This window comes from Acidovorax sp. Root70 (assembly GCF_001428225.1).
Classification (GTDB): Bacteria; Pseudomonadota; Gammaproteobacteria; order Burkholderiales; family Burkholderiaceae_C; genus Acidovorax.
Map to the genome: position 1 here is coordinate 215,410 of NZ_LMHQ01000029.1, position 25,148 is coordinate 240,557.

The 25,148-nt window shown below is 61.7% G+C and carries 23 protein-coding genes, 2 tRNA genes and 1 pseudogene; 10 read left to right on the top strand and 16 right to left on the bottom strand.

From position 1 onward, the window contains the following. Positions 1–97: 97 nt before the first annotated feature. Both ASD94_RS17520 and ASD94_RS17525 read left to right on the top strand, forming a co-directional pair. The gene (locus ASD94_RS17520; protein WP_056645517.1) at positions 98–1,096 is read left to right on the top strand and encodes a tripartite tricarboxylate transporter substrate binding protein; all 999 of its coding nucleotides are present in this window, start codon (positions 98–100) and stop codon (positions 1,094–1,096) included. A 25-nt stretch (positions 1,097–1,121) separates the two neighbouring features. Beyond that, positions 1,122–2,546, top strand: coding sequence for a M20 family metallopeptidase (locus ASD94_RS17525; protein ID WP_056645519.1), 1,425 nt, complete (start codon positions 1,122–1,124; stop codon positions 2,544–2,546). A 90-nt stretch (positions 2,547–2,636) separates the two neighbouring features. Here ASD94_RS17525 and ASD94_RS17530 read toward each other — a convergent pair whose 3' ends face one another. Then, a complete protein-coding gene (locus ASD94_RS17530) occupies positions 2,637–3,698 on the bottom strand; it encodes an aldo/keto reductase (protein WP_056645521.1) in 1,062 nt (353 codons plus the stop codon). 157 nt (positions 3,699–3,855) lie between these two features. Here ASD94_RS17530 and ASD94_RS17535 point away from each other — a divergent pair, with 157 nt between their 5' ends. The 7 genes from ASD94_RS17535 to ASD94_RS23360 all read left to right on the top strand — a co-directional run bounded on the left by ASD94_RS17535 (position 3,856) and on the right by ASD94_RS23360 (position 11,101). Further along, the gene (locus ASD94_RS17535) at positions 3,856–4,764 is read left to right on the top strand and encodes an alpha/beta fold hydrolase (protein WP_056645524.1); all 909 of its coding nucleotides are present in this window, start codon (positions 3,856–3,858) and stop codon (positions 4,762–4,764) included. A 201-nt stretch (positions 4,765–4,965) separates the two neighbouring features. Further along, positions 4,966–6,070 (top strand): peptide chain release factor 2 gene (gene prfB / locus ASD94_RS17540; RefSeq protein ID WP_099730502.1). Its coding sequence is split into 2 segments (ribosomal slippage): positions 4,966–5,046 and positions 5,048–6,070, totalling 1,104 coding nucleotides; the frame shifts between segments, so codons are not numbered across the junction. Between the two features lie 9 nt (positions 6,071–6,079). Further along, positions 6,080–6,754, top strand: coding sequence for an HAD family phosphatase (locus ASD94_RS17545; RefSeq protein ID WP_043565428.1), 675 nt, complete (start codon positions 6,080–6,082; stop codon positions 6,752–6,754). Continuing rightward, positions 6,738–9,494 carry an aminopeptidase N gene (pepN, locus tag ASD94_RS17550; protein ID WP_056645526.1) on the top strand — a complete coding sequence of 919 codons (2,757 nt, stop codon included), beginning with the start codon at positions 6,738–6,740 and terminating at the stop codon, positions 9,492–9,494. The genes ASD94_RS17545 and pepN overlap by 17 nt, the downstream gene beginning before the upstream one ends. 23 nt (positions 9,495–9,517) lie before the next feature. Next, the gene (locus ASD94_RS17555; RefSeq protein ID WP_056063775.1) at positions 9,518–10,525 is read left to right on the top strand and encodes a class 1 fructose-bisphosphatase; all 1,008 of its coding nucleotides are present in this window, start codon (positions 9,518–9,520) and stop codon (positions 10,523–10,525) included. 11 nt (positions 10,526–10,536) lie between these two features. Further along, positions 10,537–10,612 (top strand) — tRNA-Thr (locus ASD94_RS17560). 282 nt (positions 10,613–10,894) lie between these two features. Next, complete coding sequence (locus ASD94_RS23360) at positions 10,895–11,101, top strand: hypothetical protein (protein ID WP_082576924.1); 207 nt, start codon at positions 10,895–10,897, stop codon at positions 11,099–11,101. 80 nt (positions 11,102–11,181) lie between these two features. Here the strand turns inward: ASD94_RS23360 and ASD94_RS17565 are convergent, their stop codons facing one another. The 13 genes and pseudogenes from ASD94_RS17565 to ASD94_RS17625 form a co-directional block, all read right to left on the bottom strand. Beyond that, positions 11,182–11,487 (bottom strand): single-stranded DNA-binding protein, encoded by a 306-nt coding sequence (locus ASD94_RS17565; RefSeq protein ID WP_056645529.1) that lies wholly within the window; start codon positions 11,485–11,487, stop codon positions 11,182–11,184. A gap of 238 nt (positions 11,488–11,725) precedes the next feature. Beyond that, positions 11,726–11,802 (bottom strand) — tRNA-Pro (locus tag ASD94_RS17570). A 30-nt stretch (positions 11,803–11,832) separates the two neighbouring features. Then, entirely contained in the window at positions 11,833–12,270 is a 438-nt protein-coding gene (locus tag ASD94_RS17575; protein ID WP_056645531.1) for a MerR family transcriptional regulator, read from the bottom strand. A 97-nt stretch (positions 12,271–12,367) separates the two neighbouring features. Next, on the bottom strand, positions 12,368–12,694 hold the full coding sequence (locus ASD94_RS17580) for an integration host factor subunit alpha (RefSeq protein ID WP_056063789.1): 327 nt from the start codon (positions 12,692–12,694) through the stop codon (positions 12,368–12,370). 25 nt (positions 12,695–12,719) lie between these two features. Further along, the gene (gene pheT / locus ASD94_RS17585) at positions 12,720–15,167 is read right to left on the bottom strand and encodes a phenylalanine--tRNA ligase subunit beta (protein ID WP_056645534.1); all 2,448 of its coding nucleotides are present in this window, start codon (positions 15,165–15,167) and stop codon (positions 12,720–12,722) included. Between the two features lie 72 nt (positions 15,168–15,239). Further along, entirely contained in the window at positions 15,240–16,292 is a 1,053-nt protein-coding gene (gene pheS / locus ASD94_RS17590) for a phenylalanine--tRNA ligase subunit alpha (protein ID WP_056645537.1), read from the bottom strand. A gap of 101 nt (positions 16,293–16,393) precedes the next feature. Then, on the bottom strand, positions 16,394–16,753 hold the full coding sequence (gene rplT, locus ASD94_RS17595) for a 50S ribosomal protein L20 (RefSeq protein WP_005795139.1): 360 nt from the start codon (positions 16,751–16,753) through the stop codon (positions 16,394–16,396). Positions 16,754–16,778: 25 nt separating this feature from the next. Continuing rightward, the gene (gene rpmI / locus ASD94_RS17600; protein ID WP_056645539.1) at positions 16,779–16,982 is read right to left on the bottom strand and encodes a 50S ribosomal protein L35; all 204 of its coding nucleotides are present in this window, start codon (positions 16,980–16,982) and stop codon (positions 16,779–16,781) included. A gap of 181 nt (positions 16,983–17,163) precedes the next feature. Beyond that, entirely contained in the window at positions 17,164–17,772 is a 609-nt protein-coding gene (infC, locus tag ASD94_RS17605; RefSeq protein ID WP_082576925.1) for a translation initiation factor IF-3, read from the bottom strand. An 81-nt stretch (positions 17,773–17,853) separates the two neighbouring features. Continuing rightward, positions 17,854–19,773, bottom strand: coding sequence for a threonine--tRNA ligase (gene thrS, locus ASD94_RS17610; RefSeq protein WP_056645545.1), 1,920 nt, complete (start codon positions 19,771–19,773; stop codon positions 17,854–17,856). Between the two features lie 317 nt (positions 19,774–20,090). Continuing rightward, a pseudogene (locus ASD94_RS17615) lies at positions 20,091–20,333 on the bottom strand (isocitrate lyase); the annotation flags it as partial. A gap of 212 nt (positions 20,334–20,545) precedes the next feature. Continuing rightward, a complete protein-coding gene (locus ASD94_RS17620; RefSeq protein WP_056645550.1) occupies positions 20,546–21,733 on the bottom strand; it encodes a site-specific integrase in 1,188 nt (395 codons plus the stop codon). Between the two features lie 424 nt (positions 21,734–22,157). Then, positions 22,158–23,864: a phage/plasmid primase, P4 family gene (locus ASD94_RS17625; protein WP_162255832.1), complete on the bottom strand. Its 1,707-nt coding sequence runs from the start codon at positions 23,862–23,864 to the stop codon at positions 22,158–22,160. A 273-nt stretch (positions 23,865–24,137) separates the two neighbouring features. On the opposite strand from ASD94_RS17625, the gene ASD94_RS23705 reads away from it, so the two are divergent. Further along, positions 24,138–24,293 carry a hypothetical protein gene (locus tag ASD94_RS23705; RefSeq protein WP_156391467.1) on the top strand — a complete coding sequence of 52 codons (156 nt, stop codon included), beginning with the start codon at positions 24,138–24,140 and terminating at the stop codon, positions 24,291–24,293. 416 nt (positions 24,294–24,709) lie between these two features. Here ASD94_RS23705 and ASD94_RS23710 read toward each other — a convergent pair whose 3' ends face one another. Continuing rightward, entirely contained in the window at positions 24,710–24,859 is a 150-nt protein-coding gene (locus ASD94_RS23710) for a hypothetical protein (RefSeq protein ID WP_156391468.1), read from the bottom strand. Positions 24,860–24,862: 3 nt separating this feature from the next. Continuing rightward, positions 24,863–25,048 (bottom strand): hypothetical protein, encoded by a 186-nt coding sequence (locus tag ASD94_RS17635; RefSeq protein WP_056645559.1) that lies wholly within the window; start codon positions 25,046–25,048, stop codon positions 24,863–24,865. Positions 25,049–25,148: the final 100 nt, after the last annotated feature.

Below are 25,148 nucleotides of genomic sequence, written 5' to 3' on the forward strand. Positions count from 1 at the left end.
TGGCTTGAGGCTCCAATTCACCCATGCCCTGGCACGGGCGCCGCGTGGCCTCATGGAGCCACGCGCCCGCCGCCAGGGCCCTACCACCGGAGTCCGCATGAAACGCCTTGTTCGAGCCACTTTCCTGTCTGCCGCCCTGGCAGTGTTTGCCGGTCATGCCAGCCTGGCCTCGGCCCAGACTACGCCCCCTACCGACGCGTGGCCGCAGCGTCCGGTGCGCATGGTGGTGCCCTTCCCGCCCGGCGGCGGCACCGACGTGGTGGCACGCGCGCTGGCACAGAAGCTGGCTGGCCGCCTGGGCACGGGGGTGGTGGTCGACAACAAGCCGGGCGCCTCCACCATCATCGGCACCGAAGCCGTGGTGCGCGCCGACCCGGACGGTTACACACTGCTGGTTTCCGGCTCCACCAGCTATACGGTCAACCCGGCGCTGCGCAGCAAGCTGCCCTATGACCCGGCCAAGGACCTGGTGCCCGTGGCCACCGTGGCCCGGGCGCCGCTGGTGCTGGTCGTCAGCGCCAGCGCGCCCTACAAAGACCTGAATGCGCTGATCGCAGCAGCCAAGGCCAAGCCCAAGAGCATCCACTACGCCACCTTCGGCTCGGGCTCCGGCCCGCACCTGGCAGGCGCGCTGCTGGAGCAGGCTGCGGGCATCCAGTTGCAGGACGTGCCTTACCGGGGCAGCAGCCAGTCGCTGATCGCCCTCATGGGCGGTGAAATCCAGTTGGGCATCGACACCGTGGCCGCTGCGGCGCCGCAGGTGAAGGCCGGCAAGCTGCGCGCCCTGGCCATTGCAGGCAAGTCGCGCTCCAGCATGCTGCCAGGGGTGCCCACGGTGGAGGAACTCAAGCTGCCCGACGCCGTGTTCGACGCGTGGTACGCCATCGCCGCCCCCGCCAAGACGCCACCGTCCGTCATCCGCAAGCTGGTGACCGAGGTGGAAGCTGTCACCCGCGACAGTGGCCTGCAGGAACAAATGCGCACCCAGGGCATGGAACCCGTGCACCTGGGCCCCGTGGCCACGCGCGCCATGATCGATGACGAGATCGGCCGCTACCGCGCGCTGGCCCATCGCGCCAAGATCGTGGTGGACTGACGAACACCGGAACAGGACCTGCACGATGAACCGCCAACAACTCATTCAAGACGTCCAGCGCTACTTTGACGAGGGCCGTTTTGCCACCGACCTGCGCCGCCGTGTGGCCTGGCGCACCGAAAGCGACACCGGCAAGGTGCCGCCCGAACTGCGCGCCTACCTCACCGACGAAATGGTGCCCTGGCTCACGCCCCTGGGTTTTGCATGTGAGGTGCTCGACAACCCCTCACCGCAAGGCGGCCCCTTTTTGGTGGCCCGCCGTGTGGAAGACCCTGCGCTGCCCACCGTGCTCACCTACGGCCACGGCGACGTGGTCAACGGGCAGGACGCGCAATGGCGCGAAGGCCTCTCGCCCTGGGAGCTGACCATCGAAGGCGAGCGCTGGTACGGCCGGGGCACGGCCGATAACAAGGGCCAGCACACCGTGAGCCTGGCCGCACTGGCCCGCACCATCGAGGCCCGGGGCGGCCGCCTGGGCTACAACGTGACGCTGCTCATGGAGATGGGCGAAGAAGCGGGCTCACCCGGCCTGGGCGCCTTCTGCGAGCAACACCGCGATGCATTGAAGGCCGACCTGTTCGTGGCCAGCGACGGCCCCCGTGTGAATGCGGGCCACCCCACCCTGTTTTTGGGATCGCGCGGTGCGATCAATTTCTCGCTCGCCGTGCGCAGTCGCGACAAGGCCTACCACTCGGGCAATTGGGGCGGCGTGCTGGCCAACCCGGCCACGGTGCTCACCCACGCGCTGGCCACGCTGGTGGACTCGAAGGGCCGCATCCTCGTCAAAGGCCTGCTGCCGCCTGCGGTGCCCGACAAGCTGCGCACGGCCCTCCAGGAAGTGGTAATTGGCTCCGGTGCCGATGACCCCGCGCTCACGCCCGGCTGGGGCGAGCCCGGCCTCACCCCCGCCGAGCAGCTGGTGGGCTGGAACACGCTGGAGGTGCTGGCGCTGGGCGCGGGCAACGCGCAGCGGCCCATCAATGCCATCCCTGCACAGGCCGTGGCGCACTGCCAGCTGCGGTTTGTGGTGGGCACCGATTGGCAGAACGTACAGGCCACGCTGCGCGAGCACCTGGACGCACATGGCTTCAGCCAGGTCGAAATCACTATGGGCATGCACTGCGGCGCCACGCGGCTCGATCTGCACAACCCCTGGGTGGACTGGACGATGGCCTCGTTGCAGGCCAGCGCCGGCCAGCCCGCCACGCTGCTGCCCAACCTGGCAGGATCGCTGCCCAACGACATCTTTGCCGACCAGTTGGGCCTGCCCACACTGTGGGTGCCCCACTCGTATCCCGCTTGCGCCCAGCATGCGCCCAACGAGCATTTGCTGGCACCCGTGGCACGAGAAGGTCTGGCGGTGATGGCCGGGTTGTTCTGGGACCTGGGTGAGCCCCAAGGGACGCCGTGGACTGAAGGACGCACCACTCGGCAGGAGGCCACTGCCTGACCGCAGCGCGCACAAACTCGCAAAAAACAAAGGGGCCTGCACGGCCCCTTTTTTGTTCTCGCCGATGCGCAGGGCCACGCCCTGCCCCGGTCACAAAGCAGGGTCGCGCAGCTCCCAGCGGATCGCATCGATGGCCTTCAGCACCTCGGGCGAGAGAGTCGTGCCCCAGGCATTCAGGTCTTCCTCCAGCTGCGCCACCGACGTCACGCCGATGATGGTGCTGGCCACTTGCCACTTGGTGTAGCAGAACGCCAGCGCCATCTGCGTGGGCGTCATGCCGTTGGCGCGGGCCAGTGCGTTGTAGCGGCGCGATGCCTCCAGCGCCTCGGGGCGGCCCCAGCGCTGTTTGCGGACCGATTCATACGATGCAATGCGCGCACCCTGGGGAGCGTGGGGGCCGGTGATGCCGCTTTCGTCATACTTGCCCGTCAGCAGGCCAAAGCCCAGAGGCGAATAGGCCAGCAGAGACACATCCAGGCGGTGGCAGGTTTCATCCAGCCCGTTTTCCCAGGTGCGGTTGATGAGGCAGTACGGGTTCTGCACGGTGGCGACACGCGGCAAGCCATGCTGCTCGGCTAGGCGCACGAATTCGTGCACGCCGTAGGGGGTTTCGTTCGACAGACCGATGTAGCGCACCTTGCCGGCCTTCACCAGCCCGGCCAGCGCTTCCAGCTGCTCGTGAATGGGGGTTTGCGACGTTTCCTTGGCAGGGTCGTAATACAGGTTGCCAAACGCAGGCACATGACGCTCGGGCCAGTGGATCTGGTAGAGGTCAATCACATCGGTCTGCAGGCGGCGCAGGCTGGCGTCGCACGACGCCACGATGTCGGCCGGGGTCATGCCCTTGCCCTCGCGCACCCAGGGCATGCCACGCGATGGGCCCGCCACCTTGGTGGCCACCACCAGTTTCTGGCGCGCGCCGGGGTTCTTGGCAAACCAGTTGCCGATGATGGTTTCGGTGGCGCCAAAGGTCTCGGCCCGGGCGGGCACGGCATACATCTCGGCCGTGTCGATGAAGTTCACGCCGCGCGCAAGCGACTGGCTCAGGATGGCATGCGAGTCGGCCTCGTTGACCTGCTCGCCGAAGGTCATGGTGCCCAGGCAAATGGGGGTGACAAGCAGGTCACTCTGACCCAAGCGGACGGTATTCATGCGGTGAAGGCTCCAGATGGTGGAAAAGGAAACAGGGCCTGCTGCGACCCCGGCTGGCGATGGTACAAGCGATCGCCAAAACCTGCCGGGCGCCGGACTCCTTGGTGACACCGCAGGGCGCCCCGCCAGCGCGACGGCAACGTAACATTGGCGCAGCATGTACCAAGTTCACACCCCCTCGCGCAGCAGCACACTGGCGCTGCGGCATCTCAACTACCACGTCCGCCACTGGGGCCCCGAGCACAGCGACCTGCCCACGCTGGTGCTCCTGCACGGCTGGATGGACGTCAGTGCCTCTTACCAGTTCACGGTGGATGCGCTGCGCCAATCGCGCCGCATCATCGCACCGGACTGGCGCGGCTTTGGTCTGACTACCGGTGCACCGGTGGACCACTATGTGTTTGCCGACTACCTGGCCGACCTGGACCTGCTGCTGGACCACTACGCGCCCGGCGAGGCCATCGACCTGGTGGGCCACAGCATGGGCGGCAACGTGGCCATGATGTACGGCGGCGTGCGGCCCGAGCGGGTGCGCAAGCTCGTCAACCTGGAAGGCTTTGGCCTGCCCGCCACGCGCCCTGCACAGGCGCCCACGCGCTACGCGCAGTGGATCGACGAAATCAAGCAGCTGCACCAGGGCACCAAGGAACTCAAGACCTATGACAGCGCCGACGGCGTGGCCCGCCGCCTGATGAAGACCAACCCCCGCCTGTCCGAGGACAAGGCCCAATGGCTGGCCCAGCACTGGGCACGGCCCAACGCGCAAGGGCAGTGGGAAATCCTGGGCGACCCCGCCCACAAGATCACCAGCGCGCAGCTGTATCGCGCGGACGAGGCGCTGGCCATCTACGAGCGCATTACCGCCCCCGTGCTGGCCATCGAGGCCAGTGGCGACAGCCTGGGCCAGTGGTGGAACGGCCGCTACACCTTGGACGAATACCACCAGCGCCTCACCCATGTGCGCACCTGTAGCACGGCCGTCGTGCAAGACGCGGGGCACATGCTGCACCATGACCAGCCGGAGCAGGTGGCCCAGCTGATCGAATCGTTTTTGGATGCTGCCTGAGGCAATTGAGAGCCCTGGCGCCTTAAAGCGCTAGTGGATCTTGCCTGAGTAGCTATCATTTTTGATATCCTCCAGGCGGACTACCCACCGGACTTCATGCTCCAGTCCGGCGACCGCCCGGCACAAAGGGCATTGGTGGGGCTCTTACCCATCCCATGAGAAAATCGCGGGTTATTCCACAGAACACCCAGGACAAGAATCATGGACGCAGAACGCATCAACCTCATCGGCACTACCCTCAGCGACCTGGCTCTGCGCACGCAAGAGTTACGGAGGTATCTTTGACTTCGATGCCAAATTCGAACGCCTGCGCACGGTAAACGCTTCGCTGGAAGACCCTTCGGTCTGGAACGATCCGAAGAAGGCCCAGGAGCTGGGCAAGGAACAAAAATCGCTCTCCAGCGTGGTGGTCACGCTCGACAAGCTCACCCGCGATCTGGCCGACAACGCCGAGCTGTATGAGATGAGCAAAGAGGAAGGCGATGAAGCCGGCCTTTTGACCATCGAGTCGGAAGCCGCCACCATGCGCGCGGCGGTGGAAGAGCTGGAGTTCCGCCGCATGTTCCGCAACGAGGCGGACCCGCTCAACTGCTTTGTGGACATTCAGGCAGGCGCTGGTGGTACCGAGGCCTGCGACTGGGCCAGCATGCTGCTGCGCCAGTACCTCAAATACGCCGAACGCAAGGGCTTCAAGGCCACGGTCGAAGAAGAAACCCCGGGCGACGTGGCCGGCATCAAGAGCGCCACGATCAAGATCGAGGGTGAATACGCCTTCGGCCTGCTGCGCACCGAAACCGGTGTGCACCGCTTGGTGCGCAAGAGCCCGTTCGACAGCTCGGGTGGCCGCCACACCTCGTTTGCGTCGCTGTTCGTGTATCCCGAGATCGACGACTCCATCGAGATCAACATCAACCCGGCCGACGTGCGCACCGACACCTTCCGCGCATCGGGCGCGGGCGGCCAGCACATCAACAAGACCGACTCGGCCGTGCGCCTGACGCACATCCCCACCGGCATCGTGGTGCAGTGTCAGGACGGCCGCAGCCAGCACAGCAACCGCGACGTGGCATGGCAGCGCCTGCGCAGCCGCCTGTATGACTTCGAGATGCGCAAGCGCATGGAAGAGCAGCAGAAGCTGGAAGACACCAAGACCGATGTGGGCTGGGGCCACCAGATCCGCAGCTACGTGCTGGACAACAGCCGCATCAAGGACCTGCGCACCAACGTCGAAATCTCGGCCACGCAGAAGGTGCTGGACGGCGATCTGGACGCTTTCATCGAAGCTTCGTTGAAGCAAGGCGTCTGAGCGATGCGGATGCGCACCGACGCCATCATCTTCGACATGGACGGCACCATGATCGACTCCATGCCCTGGCACGCCCAGGCGTGGGTCGAGTTTGCTCGCCGCCGGGGCATGGACATCGACGTGCCTGATCTCATGGCCCGCACCACGGGCCGCAATGGCACCGAGTGCATCGTGGAACTGCTGGGCCGCCCTGTATCGCAGGACGAGGCCGACGCGCTGACGCACGAAAAAGAAACCATCTACCGCGAGCTGTTCGCACCGCGCTTCTCCGAAGTGGCCGGGTTTCGCCAGTTCGCGGCGCAGGTGCGTGCCCGTGGCCTCAAGGTGGCCGTGGGCACGGCGGGCGACATCGGCAACGTGGAATTCGCCCTGGGCCACCTCGGCCTGGAGCCCGCGCCACAAGCGATCGTGCGCGGCGACGAGGGCCTGCCCGGCAAGCCACAGCCCGCCATCTTTCTGGAAGCCGCGCGCCGCATTGCAGCCGACCCGGCGCACTGCATTGTTTTTGAAGATGCACCCTTTGGCATTGAGGCCGCGCGCCGCGCGGGCATGCGCGCCGTGGCCATCTGCAGCACCCACACGCCCGAGCAACTGGCCGGGCCCCATGTGCTGGCGGCCGTGCGCGACTACACCGAACTCATGAACACCGACTTTCTGGAGAGCATCCATGTTGCAACTGCATAAAGCCGACGGAAGCGGAGACGGCGCGGCCCCGGCCATCGCCATCCGCCGCGAGGACTACACCTCCCCCGCCTACTGGATCGACAGCGTCGAGCTGACCTTCGACCTGGACCCGGCCAAGACGCGCGTGCTCAACCGCATGACGCTGCGCCGCAACCCCGACGTGGCCGCGCAGCCGCTCAAGCTCGACGGTGACGACCTGAACCTGGCGCGCGTGCTCGTCAACGGCCAGGGCACCTCGTTCAAGATGGAAGGCACCCGCTTGGTGCTGGAGAACCTGCCTGAAGGCTCCGAGCCTTTCGCGCTGGAGATCTTCACCACCTGCTGCCCCGCCAAGAACACGCAGCTCATGGGCCTGTACGTGAGCCAGGGCACCTTCTTCACGCAGTGCGAGGCCGAGGGCTTCCGCCGCATCACCTACTTCCTGGACCGCCCGGACGTGATGGCCAGCTACACCGTCACGCTGCGCGCCGACAAGGCCCAGTACCCGGTGCTGCTGAGCAACGGCAATCTGGTGGACAGCGGGGACCTGGAAGACGGCCGCCACTTTGCGAAGTGGGTCGACCCGCACAAGAAGCCCTGCTACCTGTTCGCCCTGGTGGCGGGCAAGCTGGTGGCCCGCGAGCAGAAGATCAAGAGCCGCTCGGGCACCGACCACCTGCTGCAGGTTTACGTGCGTCCGGGCGACCTGGGCAAGACCGAACATGCCATGAACTCGCTGATGTACAGCGTGGCCTGGGACGAAGCCCGCTTCGGCCTGCCGCTGGACCTGGAGCGCTTCATGATCGTCGCCACCAGCGACTTCAACATGGGCGCCATGGAGAACAAGGGCCTGAACATCTTCAACACGAAGTACGTTCTGGCCAGCGAATCCACAGCCACCGACACCGACTTTGCCAACATCGAAAGCGTGGTCGGCCACGAGTACTTCCACAACTGGACAGGCAACCGCGTGACTTGCCGCGACTGGTTCCAGCTGAGTCTGAAGGAAGGCCTCACCGTCTTTCGCGACCAGGAATTCAGCATGGACCTGGCCGGCAGCCCGTCGGCCCGCGCCGTCAAGCGCATCGAAGACGTGCGCGTGCTGCGCACCGCCCAGTTCCCTGAAGACGCCGGCCCCATGGCCCACCCGGTGCGACCTGACAGCTACGTCGAGATCAACAACTTCTACACCGTCACCATCTACGAAAAGGGTGCCGAGGTCGTGCGCATGCAGCACAACCTGGTGGGCCGCGAAGGCTTTGCCAAGGGCATGAAGCTGTACTTTGAACGCCACGACGGCCAGGCCGTGACCTGCGACGACTTTGTGCAAGCCATCGCCGATGCCAACCCGGGCAGCCCGCTCACGCAGCACCTTGCGCAGTTCAAGCGCTGGTACAGCCAGGCCGGCACGCCCCGCGTGCGCGCCACGGGCCGCTACGACGCCGCCACGCGCTGCTACGCCCTCACCCTGTCGCAAAGCTGCGCCCCTACGCCTGGGCAGAGCGAGAAGCAGCCCTTCGTCATCCCGGTCGAGCTGGGCCTGATCGACGCCACCGCCGGTGCCGCCCTGCCCTTGCACCTTGCGGGCGAAGGCGCAGCAGAAGGTGCAGCCCACACCACCTCGCGCGTGGTGGTGCTCACCGAGGCGTCGCAGACCCTGACCTTCACCAACCTGGACGCCGAACCCGTGCCCTCGCTGCTGCGCGGCTTCAGCGCGCCCGTGGTGCTGGACATCGACTACACCGATGCGCAGTTGCTCACCCTGCTGGCGCACGATGCCGACGCCTTCAACCGCTGGGAAGCAGGCCAGCGCCTGGCACTGCGAATTGCTATTAATACAATAGCTAATGAGGCATATAAAACCGGCGCTAACGGCCGATTTGACCAAACCATCCTGTCTGCAGAGTTTGTGGAAGCCATGCGCAGCGTGCTGCGCAACCCAGCCCTGGATGCAGCGTTCAAGGAGCTGGTGCTCACCCTGCCCTCCGAAACCTACATCGCCGAGCAGCTGGATGTGGCGGACCCTCAGCGCATCCACGCGGTACGCGAAGCCATGCGCGAAGAGCTGGCGCTAGCACTGCAGGCCGACTGGGAAACCGTCTGGGAACAGAACCAGGACACCGGCGGCTACCGCCCCGACCCCGTCTCCTCCGGCCGCCGCGCGCTCAGCGGCCTGGCGCTGCACATGCTGTGCATTGCCGCGCAGAAGACAGGCGATGTGGTGTGGCCTGGCAAGGCCTACCAGCGCTTCAAGGTGGCAGGCAACATGACGGACCGCTTCAACGCCCTGACGGCCCTGGTGGCCAGTGGCAGCGAACTGGCGGCACCTGCCCTGGCGCGCTTCCATGCGATATTCAAGGACGAGCCGCTGGTCATCGACAAGTGGTTTGCGCTGCAGGCCGGTGCGCCAGATCGGGGCGGTAACGTGCTGCCCTCTGTGCGCCAGCTCATGTCGCACCCGGACTTCAGCCTGAAGAACCCCAACCGTGCGCGCAGCGTGATCTTCAGCTACTGCAGTGCCAACCCCGGCGCCTTCCACCGGCAGGACGCTGCGGGCTACGTGTTCTGGAGCGATCGCGTGATCGAGCTGGACGCCATCAACCCGCAGGTCGCCGCCCGCCTCGCGCGCGCGCTCGACCGCTGGAAGAAGCTGGCAGACCCGTGGCGCAGCGCCGCCCGCGAGGCCATCGCACGCGTCGCTGCCAAGCCCGACCTGTCCAACGATGTGCGCGAGGTGGTGACCCGCGCACTCGCCGAATAAACCACGACCGAGAAGAGACTGACATGGCAAAAAGCATCAGCCTGACCCGCTACCTCGTTGAGCAGCAACGGGTGGACGGCCTCATCCCCTCGCAGCTGCGCCTGCTGCTCGAAGTGGTGGCGCGCGCCTGCAAAAGCATCAGCCACGCCGTGAACAAAGGTGCGCTGGGCGGCGTACTGGGCACGGCCAGCAGCGAAAACGTGCAGGGCGAGATCCAGAAAAAGCTCGACATCATCGCCAACGAGGTGCTGATCGAGGCCAACGAATGGGGCGGCCACCTGGCGGCCATGGCATCCGAAGAAATGGACGGCATCTACCTGGTGCCCAACCGCTACCCGCAAGGCGAATACCTGCTGCTGTTCGATCCCCTCGATGGCTCCAGCAACATCGATGTGAACGTGAGCATCGGCACCATCTTCAGCGTGCTGAAGAAGCCCGATGGCGACCGGGGTGTGGAGGAAGGCGACTTCCTGCAGCCCGGCACGCAGCAAGTGGCCGCAGGCTACTGCATCTACGGCCCGCAGACCACCCTGGTGCTCACCGTGGGCGACGGCGTGGCCATGTTCACGCTCGACCGCGAACAAGGCTCCTTCGTGCTGACCGAGGAGAACGTGCGCATCCCCGAGGACACCAAGGAATTCGCGATCAACATGAGCAACATGCGCCACTGGGACGAGCCCGTGAAGCGCTACATCGACGAATGCCTGCAAGGCAAGGAAGGCCCGCGCGGCAAGGACTTCAACATGCGCTGGATTGCCAGCATGGTGGCCGACGTGCACCGCATCCTGACCCGTGGCGGCGTCTTCATGTACCCCTGGGACAAGCGCGAGCCCAACAAGCCCGGCAAGCTGCGCCTGATGTACGAAGCCAACCCCATGGGCTGGCTGGTCGAGCAGGCGGGTGGTGCTGCCACCAACGGCAAGCAACGCATCCTCGACATCCAGCCCACCCAGTTGCACGAACGCGTGAGCGTGATCCTTGGCTCAAAAAATGAAGTTGAGCGCGTGACCAGCTACCATTCCACGCTATAATTCGAGGCTAAGCCGGTGTAGCTCAGTCGGTAGAGCAGCTCATTCGTAATGAGAAGGTCGGGTGTTCGATTCATCTCTCCGGCACCAAATAGAAAGCCCTGATTCGCAAGAGTCAGGGCTTTTTTTGTTGGCCTTCACGACGCTAAAGCCTGTCTGCAGTAGTCGTGCCGCAACCAATAGGGCACCACTCCATCCACCGGCGGCAACCTCTCGCGCATCCAGGGGCGCGCGAATGGCAGCTTACGTGTTTGCAAACATCTGCAACTGAGGCAGACTATTTACCTCTGCCTGCCGCCGCAGGACGCTCCATCCACCGCCGACAAGTAGCTCACCAAAGTCCCCTCAACCCTTCCACCACCACCCACCATCATGAGCGTCGAACGCAGAGGCAGCCCGGACCGCCGTACCGGCAAGGATCGCCGCCAGGAAGAAAAAGGCCCCCCCACCAATTTCGAGCGGCGACGGGCCATCGAGGCACGTCAGCCCGAATTGACGGAACTACACATGAGCGAGGACGAGCTCAAGGCACTGGGTTTTACAACCCCTACAAAAGACAACACTCGAAAGACCGGCTAAGCCTGCGCTCGCCCCGCACGCAGGCCCTCTGCACCGCACACGGCGGGACAATGTGAGCGGGGCAAGGTTCGAGCCTAATCCTACCGGCCGCAGGCCGGCAAGCCGATCAGGCGGTGCGCCACCATATCGAGCGCCGGTCTGACGTTGCCTTGCTTGTCAGTCCAGACACGGGGGTTGAGACCGCCAGACAACGCCACCGAATCACCATCGCGCAGCTGGTGAAGGGATGCGCAAAGGTCCTCGTCAAAGGCAATGACGTTGATGAAAAGCACTTCGCCCTCTGCCGTGCTGGCTCGCACCTTTGCCAAGGTGTAGACCTTGCCCGCTTTGTCTGTGCGGCGCTCCGCTTCACCGTATAGCCGTCCAGCCACCAATCCATCAATCATGAGGTCTCCGTGCCCATAGCGGGCTGTTGTCGCCCCCCACCGCGGCGGGCCAGCCATCAGCGCCCAGCTGACGCACCTGCCAAGGCGCCTGACACCGCTGCGTTGCCGGCGCGGAAACGCAGCTGACCATGGCGCAGCAGGCGCCGCCACCAACCAGCGATACCGAGGTCAGCAAAATCAGCGCGGAGGGAAAAGCAAAAAAGCCCAGAACCTTTCGGCTCTGGGCTTTTGCTATCAATGGTCGGCGTGGCGGGATTCGAACTCGCGACCCCTTGCACCCCATGCAAGTGCGCTACCAGGCTGCGCTACACGCCGACAAGACTTAGATTATATGCAGAAAAAAGCTCAGTTCAGAGAAAGTAGTGCACGAATTTCAAATAATTCTTGGCGCACTGCATTGGAGTCCAGGGAAAATCCCGTTGCGACGATAGAAAGGTCACGCGCGTTGTCCACCAGCATGCTGGGTAGCTCGGCGTCCTGAGCCATCGCCGATTCATCAGAGCCCGTTGCCCCCTCCCGCGACGGATGCGCGAGTTCTTGCAGACGATTGCGCGCCCCGCTGATGGTGAAGCCTTGGTCGTACAGCAGGTCACGGATACGGCGAATCATCAGCACCTCATGGTGCTGGTAATAGCGCCGGTTGCCACGCCGCTTCATCGGTCGCAGCTGCGTGAACTCCTGCTCCCAGTAACGCAACACGTGCGGCTTGACGCCGCACAGCTCCGCGACCTCACCAATCGTGAAGTATCGTTTGGCGGGGATGGAAGGGAGGGTGGTGCCCATGAGATGCGAATTCAAACGGGAAAGCTTTCAAGGGTACTGCAGACCAGCCTGCACCGCCAGCCACCAAGAACATCTTGGCAACAGAAACGGTACAAATTCACGCAACGGCTGCCGTCTGAATCTGCTCCTTGAGCTTGCTGCTGGCATGAAAAGTCACGACGCGGCGCGCCTTGATGGGAATGGCCTCTCCGGTACGCGGATTGCGCCCGGGGCGAGGTGCTTTAGTGCGGATCTGAAAGTTGCCAAACCCCGACAGCTTCACATCCTTGCCTTCAACCAGGCTCTGGGCAATCAGGTCGAAGAAGGCGTCGATCATGTCCTTGGACTCGCGCTTGTTCAGGCCGATCTGATCGAACAACAGATCCGCCAATTGCGCCTTGGTCAGTGCCGGTGTTTCCAGGCTTTCGACTGCGAATTCGATCATGGTCGGTCGCTCCCTGTGGACATCATCAAACCCGCAGACGGGCGCCCGTGCGCTGCGTCAGCTGCGTGATCACGGATTGCATTGCCGCGTCGATTTCAGCCTCGGTGAGCGTGGCCTCGTCGCGCCCCAGAGTCAGGCGCACGGCCAGACTCTTCTCGCCGGGTGCCAAGCCCCCTGCGGGAGCCTCTTCACCCGCACGCAGCGCCTTTGGCCGGTATACGTCAAACAGCACCGCAGAGCGCAGCATGCCGCCTGGAACCGCCTGCTCAACCGCACCCACGATGTCCGCATGCGTTACACGCTCGGCCACCACCACTGCCAGGTCGCGCTCGACAGCTTGGTGTTTGGTCACAGGCTTGAACTGGGGCACCACACGCTGCAGCACCGCGTCAAGCTCCAGCTCAAACATCACCGGTGCGAGCGGCAGATCCCACGACTGGCGCCACTGCGGATGCAGTTCACCCACGAAACCAACGGCGCGCCCGCCGATCAGCACGCGTGCACAGCGGCCGGGATGCATTGCGGGATGGCTGCCGGGCTCGAACGTCGCCCGCAAAGGTGCCAGCAGGGCTTCCACGTCGCCCTTCACATCGAAGAAATCGATGGCCTGGTCCTTGCGCCCCCACTGGAGCATGTCGTTCGGACCGTAGGCCAGGCCGGACACGCGCATGGGCTGGTGAAAGCCGTCCACCGTGGTGTCGGTATTGCGCACGCTGCCATCGCGCAGGAACACGCGGCCCAGTTCAAAAACACGCACCCGCTCGGCCTTGCGGTCGAGGTTGAACTTCAAAACTTGTAGCAGAGAACCCAACAAAGTCGAGCGCATTACGCTCATCTGGCTGGCAATCGGGTTCAGCAGCTTGATGGGCTGGGGATTGGCGGCCAGCCCATGCTCCCACCGCTCTTCCACAAAGCTGAAGTTGATCGTTTCCTGGTAGCCCAGCGCTGCCAGCGAACGGCGCACCGCAAACGGGCTGCGCGTAGCCTCCAGCGCCAGCTTGGGCGTGATGGGGGCCAAAGGCGGCGTAGTCGGCAGGTTGTTGTAGCCGACCATGCGGGCGACCTCTTCAATCAGGTCTTCCTCGATGGTGATGTCAAAACGGAACGAGGGCGGCGTGACCGTGAGCGTGCCATCGCCCTGCACCACCGGCAGACCCAGGCGCTGCAAGGCGTCTGCGCACTGCACCTGCGTCAGCGGCATACCGATGACCTTGGCAGCGCGCGCCACGCGCAGCGTGACGGACTGCGATGCAGGCAGGTTCACGGCCTGATCATCCATGGGACCACAGGCTGTGTCGGGCGTACCGCAGATGTCGATGACAAGCTGGGTGATGCGCTCGATGTGCTCCACCGTGAGGCTCGGGTCCACGCCACGCTCAAAGCGGTGACCGGCATCCGTTGAAAAGTTGAACCGGCGCGAGCGGCCCGCCACTGCCTTGGGCCACCAGAAGGCGGCTTCGATGTAGATGTGCCGGGTATCGTCAGACACCGCCGTAGCGTCACCGCCCATGATGCCCGCCAGCGATTCGACCTGGCTGTCATCTGCGATCACACCCACCTTGTCGTCCACGGTGATGGTGTTGCCATTGAGCAGCTTGAGTTGCTCGCCCGGCTTGCCCCAGCGCACGTCCAGGCCTCCATGGATCTTGTCCAAATCGAAAATGTGCGAAGGGCGACCCAGTTCGAACATCACGTAATTGGAGATGTCCACCAGCGGCGACACGCCACGCTGACCGCAACGGGCCAGGCGGTCCAGCATCCACTGGGGCGTGGCGGCCCGCGTATTCACGTGGCGCACGATGCGGCCGGAGAAACGCCCGCACAGGTCGGGCGCGCTCACCTTGACCGACAGCTTGTCGGACAGCTTTGCGGCCACTGCAGGAAACGATGGCTGCTGCAGCGGCACGCCGGTCAGCGCGGACACTTCACGCGCGATGCCATAGACGCTCAGGCAATGCGCCAGATTGGGCGTGAGCTTGAGCGTGAACAGCGTGTCGTCGAGGTTCAGGTGGGTGCGGATGTCTTGGCCCACGGGCGCGGCAGCGTCGAGCTCCAGCAGCCCACCATGGTCTTCCGACAGCTTGAGCTCACGGGCCGAGCACAACATGCCCTGGCTCTCCACCCCGCGCAGCTTGCCCACCTTGATGAGAAACGGCTTGCCATCGTCACCCGGAGGCAGTTCGGCGCCCACCAATGCGCAAGGCACCTTGATGCCTACACGTGCATTGGGCGCACCGCACACGATGTTGAGCAAGGCACCCTGTCCCACGTCCACTTGGCACACGCGCAGGCGGTCGGCGTCGGGGTGCTGCACCGCCTCCTTGATCTCACCCACCACGATCTTGGTGAACGGCGGGGCCACAGGGCGCAGCTCTTCCACCTCAAGGCCTGCCATGGTCAGCGTTTCAGCCAGCTCGGCCGTCGTCAAAGGGGGGTTGCAGAACTCACGCAACCAGGATTCAGGAAATTGCATAGTCGGACACTCTTGTTCGAAAGGGGCGGAGCGCGGCCACCAGGCACGCGCGCAGCGCGAAATCGGTGGGCTTTACTGGAACTGCGACAGGAAACGGATGTCGCCATCAAAGAACAGGCGCAGGTCGTTGACGCCATAACGCAGCATGGTCAGGCGGTCTGGCCCCATGCCGAACGCAAAGCCGATGTACTTCTCGGGGTCGAGGCCCATGTTGCGCACCACGTTGGGGTGCACCTGGCCTGAGCCGGCCACCTCCAGCCAACGACCAGCCAGCGGGCCCGTCTGGAATTGGATATCGATCTCGGCGCTGGGCTCAGTGAACGGGAAAAAGCTGGGACGAAAGCGCAACACGAGGTCGTCGCTTTCAAAGAAAGTGCGGCAGAAATCCGTGAAGATGACCTTAAGGTCCTTGAAGCTCACGTTCTCACCGATCCACAGGCCTTCGCACTGGTGGAACATGGGCGAGTGTGTAGCGTCGCTGTCCACACGGTAGGTGCGGCCGGGGGCGATCACGCGGATCTCAGGCATCGACTGACCGGCATCCAGTGCGGCGCGGTGCTTCTTCACGTGCTGCACCGCATGGCGGATTTGCATGGGGCTGGTGTGGGTGCGAAGCAGGTTGGGGGCGGTGGCAGTGCCGCCCTCCACGTAAAACGTGTCATGCATCGAGCGCGCGGGGTGGTCTTCCGGCGTATTCAATGCGGTGAAGTTGAACCAGTCGGTTTCGATCTCCGGGCCTTCGGCGACGTCAAAACCCATCGAGCCAAAAATCCCCTGGATGCGTTCGAGCGTGAGGGACACGGGGTGCAGCCCCCCCTGCCCGCGCTGGCGACCTGGCAGGCTCACGTCCAGCGCTTCGGCCTTGAGTTGCAATTGCAGCTCGGCATCGGCCAGCGCCTGGCGGCGCGCAGTCAGCGCGGCCTCAATGGCCTGCTTGGCCACATTGATGGCTGCACCGCGGGATTTCTTTTCCTCGACGGACAGCTGAGCCATGCCCTTCATCAGCTCGGTCACACGACCCGACTTGCCCAGAAACTGCGCCTTGGCGTTTTCGAGGTCAGCAGGGGTTGCGCTTTGGGCAAACAGTTGCGTCGCGCTCTCGACCAGGGAATCCAACTCGTTCATATCGACTCTTGAAAATGAACAAGGGCTAGTGCCTTTTCAAGCCCTAGCCCTTGCTGTTATTGCGCAAGCAGCTATCAGAACGATAGCCGCTCATCGTGAACTCAAGCAGCCAGCTTGGCCTTGACTTGCTCCACGATGCTGCCAAAGGCAGCCTTGTCGTGCACTGCGAGGTCGGCCAGCATCTTGCGGTCGATCTCGATGGATGCCTTCTTCAGGCCGTTGGCGAACTGGCTGTAGGTCAGGCCCAGTTCACGGGCAGCGGCGTTGATACGGGCGATCCACAACTGGCGGAACACGCGCTTCTTGGTGCGGCGGTCACGGTAGGCATACTGCCCAGCCTTCATTACCGCCTGTTTGGCGATACGGAAGACGTTACCGCGGCGACCACGGAAACCCTTGGCAAGGGCGAGAACTTTCTTGTGACGGGCACGGGCCGTTACACCACGTTTGACGCGAGGCATGTATGTACTCCTTGTTCGTCGTTAATTACAGGCCAGCACCGGGCAGCATTTGTGCGATCGAGCCCATGTTGGTCTCATGCACAGCAACTGCACCACGCAGGTGGCGCTTGTTCTTGGTGGTCTTCTTGGTCAAGATGTGACGCTTGAAGGCTTGACCGCGCTTGACGGTGCCACCGGGACGAACGCGGAAACGTTTTTTCGCGCTGCTCTTGGTCTTCATTTTGGGCATGTGAATGCTCCTTTTCGTTGTGCTCGTGAGGCGTTTGCAAACCGATCTGCAAACTTGTTGGCCCCGAGCCACTTTTATCGAAGGGCTCGCGCCCTTCTCTCGGCAATGCTCGAAAGCACTACCTTTTCGAGCACTCCCCCCTCGCGGGCGCAGTGCTCAAACTCTGCAACTACCTGACAGATCAGGCCGCCGCGCCCGCTGCCGGCGCAGCGCCTTCAGCCGCGGGCTTGGCCGCCGGCTTCTTCTTGCCAGGCGCAATCATCATGATCATCTGGCGGCCTTCCAGCTTTGGAAACTGTTCGATGATGATGCTGTCTGCCAACTCGTCGCGAATCCGGTTCAGCAAAGCCAAGCCGAGTTCCTGGTGCGTGATTTCGCGACCGCGGAACCGCAGCGTGATCTTGCACTTGTCGCCATCCGCCAGAAAGCGGCGGATATTGCGCATCTTGATGTTGTAGTCGCCATCGTCCGTACCGGGACGGAACTTGACTTCCTTGATCTCAATGACCGTCTGCTTGGCTTTGGCTTCTGCCGCACGCTTTTGCTCTTGGTACTTGAACTTGCCGTAGTCCATGAGACGGCATACCGGAGGGTTTGCCGTGGCGGCGATTTCCACCAGATCCACGTCCAACTCACCAGCCATGCGCAAGGCCTCCATGAGGCTGACAACACCCAGAGGCTCGTTGTCAGGCCCGGACAGGCGGACTTCCGGGGCCATGATTTCACGGTTCAGGCGGTGCTTGCGCTCTTCCCGGTGGCGACGATCACGAAATTCAGTAGCGATGGCTATCTTCCTTGAATCAAATTGCTACAAATAAAGTAGCTACATCCGCACAGACCGCGAGCGGCAAAGCAGTTTTTGTGTTCAAAATCAGGCTTTGGTAGCGATGTCGTTAGCGATCAATTCAATGAACGCATCCACCGACATCACGCCGAGGTCACGATTGCCTCGGGCTCGTACTGCAACGGCTCCCGCCGCCTTTTCCTTATCGCCTGCGACGAGGATGTAGGGCAGCTTTTGCATCGAATGCTCCCGTATTTTATACGTAATCTTCTCGTTACGCAGATCCAGGGCCACCCTAAGGCCTTGATTGGGCAGCGCTTTTTGCAGTTTTGCTGCGATTTCACGACAGTAATCGGACTGCGCATCCGTGATGTTGAGCACAGAAACCTGTACGGGAGCAAGCCAGGTGGGCAAGGCGCCCGCATGCTGCTCGATCAGAATTCCGATGAAGCGCTCAAGGCTACCCACGATGGCACGGTGCAGCATGATGGGTCGATGGCGGTCGCCATCTTCGCCCACAAACTCTGCATCCAGGCGCTCTGGCATGTTGGGGTCGACCTGGATCGTTCCGCATTGCCATGGGCGACCCAGCGCGTCCTTGAGCGTGTACTCGATCTTGGGGCCGTAGAACGCGCCTTCGCCAGGCAGGTATTCAAACTCGCAACCGGACGCCCGCAGGCCCTCAGCCAAGGCGTTTTCGGCGCGGTCCCAGCTTTCCTCACTGCCAATACGCTTCTCTGGCCGGGTGGACAGCTTGTAGATGATGTGTGTGAATCCAAAGTCTTTGTAGACCTTCTGCAGTAACGTGGTGAAGGCCACCACTTCCGACTGAATCTGGTCTTCGGTACAGAAAATATGGCCATCGTCCTGCGTGAACGCGCGCACGCGCATGATGCCGTGCAGCCCCCCGGTGGGCTCATTGCGATGGCACTGGCCGAATTCGCCAAAACGCAGCGGCAGGTCGCGATAGCTCTTGATGCCTTGCTTGAAGATGATGATGTGCCCGGGGCAGTTCATCGGCTTGAGCGCGTAGTCACGCTTCTCCGATTCCGTGACAAACATGTTCTCGCGGTATTTGTCCCAGTGGCCGGTTTTCTCCCACAGGCCCTGATCCAGGATTTGCGGCCCCTTGACCTCTTGGTAGCCGTTGTCGCGGTACACACGGCGCATGTACTGCTCCACTTCCTGCCACACCGTCCAGCCCTTAGGGTGCCAGAAGACCGTGCCAGGCGAATGCTCGTCGATATGGAACAGATCCAGCTCGCGACCCAGCTTGCGGTGATCGCGCTTCTCTGCCTCCTCCAGCATCGTGAGGTACTGCTGCAACTCGTCCTTGGTCGCCCAGGCCGTGCCGTACACCCGCTGCAGCATCTCATTGCGGTGGTCGCCACGCCAATAGGCGCCCGCCACCTTCATCAGCTTGAAGAACTTGAGCTTGCCCGTGCTGGGCACGTGGGGGCCGCGGCACAGGTCTTCGAAATTGCCTTCGCGGTACAGGCTCACGTCTTCATTGCTGGGAATGCTCGCAATGATTTCTGCCTTGTAGTGCTCACCCAGACCCTTGAAGTACGCCACCGCCTCATCACGCGGCAACACACGGCGCACCACAGGCTCATCCTTGGCCGCCAATTCGGCCATGCGCTTTTCGATGGCCACCAGGTCCTCAGGCGTGAAGGGGCGCTTGTAGGCAAAGTCGTAATAGAAGCCGTTTTCGATCACCGGACCGATGGTGACCTGCGCGTCAGGAAACAGCTCCTTGACCGCGTACGCCAGCAAGTGGGCAGTGGAGTGCCGGATCACGTCCAGGCCATCTGCATCCTTGGCCGTCACGATGGACAGCGGACTGTCGGCCGTGATCTGGTAGCTGGTGTCCACCACCTTGTCACTGATCTTGCCCGCCAAGGCAGCTTTGGCCAGACCAGAGCCAATGGAGGCGGCTACTTCGGCCACCGTGACAGGGCCTGGAAACTCGCGTTGCGAACCGTCGGGAAGCGTGATGTGAATCATGGGAGTAACTCTTTCTTTGCAATCAGTGCATTGGATACGGGCACGCGCCAGGCCCCGGAAACAAAAAAGCGCGGAACAGGTCCGCGCTTTTTGGAGGTGTGTGCAATCTCGTGCAGGCGCGAACAGCCAGCCTCAGAGGCCGGCCAACATCTCCGATGTAGTTCGCGGTGTCATAACCAGATTGCCTTTCTCGCTCTTGTGCAGTGAATTTCTATGGATTTTAACCCCAGCACCCAGAAAAAAAGCCCGAAGCAGATGCTTCGGGCTTTCGTCGAGTGCATTTGGCGCCACAACAAAGCGGCGCCGAGCCCCGCAGATCAGTGGAACTGCTCTTCTTCGGTCGAACCCGTCAGGGCCTTCACGGAGGACGAACCGCCCTGGATCACCGTGGTCACGTCGTCGAAGTAGCCTGCGCCCACTTCCTGCTGGTGCGACACGAAGGTGTAGCCCTTTTCGCGTGCTGCGAATTCTGGCTCTTGCACCATCTCGGTGTAGTGCTTCATGCCTTCGCCTTGCGCGTATGCATGGGCGAACTGGAAGGTGTTGAAACTCCAGCCAATAAACTAAGTCTTTGTTTTTAAAAAGTTTTTTAGGGCTTTTCAGGTGTTTTTCCACCCTCACCCACACCCCACCCAATCGGTCAAAGTGAGCCCTACCCGGTCGGCTCACTAACTACACCCTCTGCGCCGCCCACTGCGCACCTTTTCGCCCCACCGTCCACCCAACCCACGTGAGTGGGCGGGCAACGAGTGGTTTCAGCGCTGCTTAAATTTTAGACAGTCTGGGCGCTCTTCAGGGCTTTTTCTGCAGGGTTGGCCAACTGTGCCGCCATATCGACTGCCGACAACAAAGTGTCATCGCCAAGATGGCTATATCGCATCGTGGTTTTGATCTGGGTGTGTCCCAACAGCTTGCTGACCACGAAGATAGGCTGCCCCGAATTGACTAAGTTGCTCGCAAACGTGTGCCTCAGATCATGCATGCGCACATCCGGCAGACCTGCTGCTTGGCGAACCTTCTCCCATGGGTAGTACAGATTTCCAAACGGCTTCTTAGTCGCCGGGTTGGGCACCACATAGGGGCACCCTTTCCAGCGCGGAAGTGTCTTCAGCAACTCCAGTGCTTTCATGGAAATAGGAACGTTGCGGGGCTTGCCACTTTTGGACATGGGAATGTGCCAGTTGCGTCGCTCCAGATCGAAATCCTCCCACTTGGCCTCCAGCAGCTCGCGTTTACGGCAACCAAACATCAGCAGCAGATTGACGATGTACTTCATCTGCTCATTCTCACCACGCTCAAGGGCTTCCTGAAGACGAAGGGTCTCCTCTGTGGATAGATAGCGCTCCCTGGCGTTGTCGGCGTTGAAAAGTTTCACGTCGGCTGCTGGATTGGATTGCACGCCGGGTGTGTTTTTCTTCTTGGCCAGATTGAAAATGATCTTGAACAGGACAGGCATCTTGTCGGCCTGCGCCGCTGAGTAGCCCTTAGCCCGCAAATCCTCCTGCGCCTTGGAGATCATGTCTGCCGTGATTTCCTCCATGTGTTTGGCACCGAAGCGGGGCAGCAAGTGATGCTTGAGGAAGCTGAGGGTGGACTGAATGTTCCTTCGATGCAGTTTGATATGCGGGATATAGATGTCGGTGACGAATTCAGCAACAGTAGGCACCTGACGCAACGCCTTGCGGCCTTCCATCGGACTTTCGCCAAGCACCGTCTGCGACCTCAAGCGTTGAGCTTGCTGGCGGGCCTTGTCAAAGCTGATGGCCGAAGCATCACCAATCTTGTACTGGCGCAGCTTGCTGTGGTTGTCCCGATAGCGAAGATGAAAAGTCTTACCCCCGGAGAGACGGGTCTCCAGGATGAACCCTTTGATGGCGCTGTCGTAATAGTCCACCTTCTTTTTGTCGGGCGGGCACACCGCTTCTTTCACAAACTGGGCACTGAGTTGAACGATGGGCATGCGACCCTCCTTGGTTGATAGTTGATGGTTTGTGGGAGTCCGCAGCCAGCTCGCCGCAAGACGGATAGCCATAAAGGCGGGAAGACAAAGAGCATGTGAACTCCTTTGATGGATGCGCACAGGGGTTCAAAAGCTGATTCCTTTCTGGGATACATAGGAAATAGGAAGGCCACACACCCAGCATGGAGGCGGGTGCATGGGATGGTGGTGTGTACAGGGACTACGAATCCCAGAGAGTCAGACAGCGCGAACTGCGAATACAGAGCAGAGTCTGCGAACCCGCCCCGGAGCATTCAGGTGAAGCCCGCTTAGCGAGACACCAGGGATAGAGAGGGGTTACAGGCAGATACCCGCTGCCCCGCCGCTCTACCCAAGGTCCGCAGGGGAAAAAGCCACTTTTCCCACTCCCGCCCGTCCGGGAGGGTTAAAAGTCAATAAGCGGATCCAGCCCGATACCGGCTGCCGCTGGCGTAGCCGACTTCATGTCGATCCCGCGCCAGATCTCATTGCCATCGAGGACCGACAGATGCACATCTACCGCCAGGTTGTGCGAAAGCAAGTCCGCGAACTTACTCTTGGCGAAAGGCTTTCGGCCGTTTTCCAGACACCACTCTTTGTAGGACACATAGAGCGCCGCCCGACGAACCTTCAATGTGGAGCCCGTAGCACAGCACTCGTGAAGAAACTCGTCAATCGAACTGGCACTGCGCCGCCACTCCGCCATCAGCCGATCGTGGGCCTTGGATGACGAGAAGCGGCCTTGCTCCAAGAGTCTCTTGGCCCCCTCAAGCGCCCAGTAAGCGATGCCCGACATCTCCTGCGAGATGATTCGCTGGGCTAGTTGCGGATCCGGCGTGCGGCCAGACTTCAGCAGGCTGTTCGGAAAATCGATCAGCAGCCAGCGGGCATAAAAAGCCTCGGTGTGATCCCGCGTGGGGATGTGGTGGTTAGTGCTGAACAGATGCATTGCACTGTTCTGAAACGTGAACGGTTGCCCGGCAGGGTTGCGCGCAATCACCTGGTCTCCACCCAGGACACTCTTGAATTCCGCTGCTGGAATGGTGATGTCGTCGGGCATCTCCCCCACGACGTTCAGGCGTTTGCCACACAGCTTGGCCGCGTAGTACTCCCTACTCCAGTGAGTGGGTGGTACGGCTGATACCAGATTCAGGGGCAGCAGCTTTTGGAAGATGGACTGCATTGTTCCTTTGCCAGCACGGCCATAGCGATCAAAAAAGCAGACCGCCTTTTGATACCGAGCCCCGAGGCCAAGGATGATGGCCCCCGCCACCTCTTGAAGGACGCGCGTCTGCTCTTCTTCCTCCCCCGCTACAGAAGATTTGAATGTGTCGTGCAGCAACGCGTTGAACAGCGGTGTCGGCACGTCAGCTGGCTCGTATTCGAGCGCTTCGCATTGACGGTGAGAAAGACTGAGCGTGTCTTTGTGGATCCGGTTGTCCTGTACGCTGAAAAAGCTGTCCTTGCAAGCCACGCCCAGCGGCGCTTTCTGAAAAAACGCTTCATCCGACGCGATGGATACCGCATGCAAAACGATGCTGCTGTAGTCCTCATGCCGAAAACAGTTCTCCCCGCCGTCGTGGCGTTCGGCAGTGAGCCTTGCGAGCGTGCCCATTGGGCAGTCACTCCACAGCGCAGAGTACGGGCTGGGCACGAATAGACAACCCCCTACCGATACTGGCATGTGTCCATGCACAGCAAGGCGGGTCAAGGCATCCTTGGCATAGCCATGATGCGACGGGTACACCTCTTTAGCCGCCTTCGCGTGCTGCCGAAGTTCCCGATCCAGGTGGGCCAATGGAATTTTTTTGTTGGCTTCCTTGAGTTGTGTCCTCACGCGCACGAACTCAGCAGCGTCCGTATCGCGCAGATGCAACAAGACCGTCAAAGCCTCTGGGCTAAAAGGGGCTCCGCAATCGCCCCCCGCTGCACGCTCGATGACTTGCGCCAGGACTGTCTTGCAATCCAGCGAGTCATCGTTAGCACACTCTGCATCTGCGCCTTCGCAGATCTGCAGCTCCTCTCCCTCAACGCTCATGTCAGTCGCACCTGAGTTGGTCAGGGTTGGTTGACTGATTTTTTCGTTCGACTGGGACTTCAAATTTTGCGGCATTATTTCCTTATGAATGGTTATCAACGGGTGGGAGGCCGACCGCCGCGACCTCTCACCTATCAGTTGTCGTGACATACACTGCATCACGTTTTTCCCACCAGCTGCGGGAATATGAATTTTAAATGCTGCCAAAATTTAAAGTCAATGCCATCACGTATTATTTTTCCAGTTTTTTTCGATCACAACATGCTCGCTATCTAAGTCGGTTGGTTAATCCGAAAATCGGCTTTGCGGAATGCATGTCTTTATGAATAAACGAGCTTTGAGGAGAGAGTGGGCTTTGAGGAGAGAGTGGGCTTTGAGGAGAGAGTAGGCTTTGAGGAGAGAGTAGGCTTTGAGGAGAGAGTAGGCTTTGAGGAGAGAGTAGGCTTTGAGGAGAGAGTAGGCTTTGGAGACGAGAGTGGGCTTGGAGGAGAAAATAGGCTTTGAGGGGAGAATAGGCTTTGGAACTAAAAGTGGGTTTGGAGCGAGGTGGGGCTTTGAGGCAAGAGTGAGCTTTGGAACCAAAAGTGGGTTTGGATAATAATTTCTTTGAAAAGCAGATGGCTTTGTGGACTGAAAAGGGGTGCAATAAAAGCGGTCTTGCGCCAAGAGTCAGGGGAGCATTACGGGTCCGCGTCGGAGAGTTCTATTTGCAACCCAGTTGTCAGAATGTGGCGTAGCAAAAAAATGAGAGCTCCACCCGGAGTAGCACCAAGCGGCACCACTCCGGGAGGTTGTCGAATGCTCTCAGACCCACTGCCCAACGTCCGGCGCCAGCACGCGAGGGCCGGGTCCAGAGGCAGGCAAGAGGTGCCCAGGTTGGCCGCAGTCGGGCCGGTTGCCCCGGGGTGATGGGGTCGCTATCAGTCCCAGGCCGGGCCGCCCAGGCGCTCTGCCTCCCACCCGAGCAGACCTGCGGCATGGCTGGTGATGGTCAGAGGCAGGAGTTCGACCGGAACGTCGCGGTCCAGGATGGCAGTGGCGGCAGTCAGAACGCAGTCATGGAAAGTCATGGATTACTTCTTTCGGTAGGTGTCGAGGTAGTACACAAGCCCCGCAGCGATCAGAGTGATCACGAGGAAGTGCAGCGGAAACACATAGATCAACAGGCCCATCCCCACCAGGCACAACCAGCGGGCGCCGGAAGCCATGAGGTGAAGAACGAGCACGGTGGTCAGGGAAGCGGCGAGCAGAGCGGCCATGAAGACTCCTAAAGCAAGGCAGAGGTAATAGGTCCGGGCGAAGGTGTCGCCGGTCGGTGGACTTACCGCTTGCAATGAGGGGGTCTGCAGGTACCGCAGG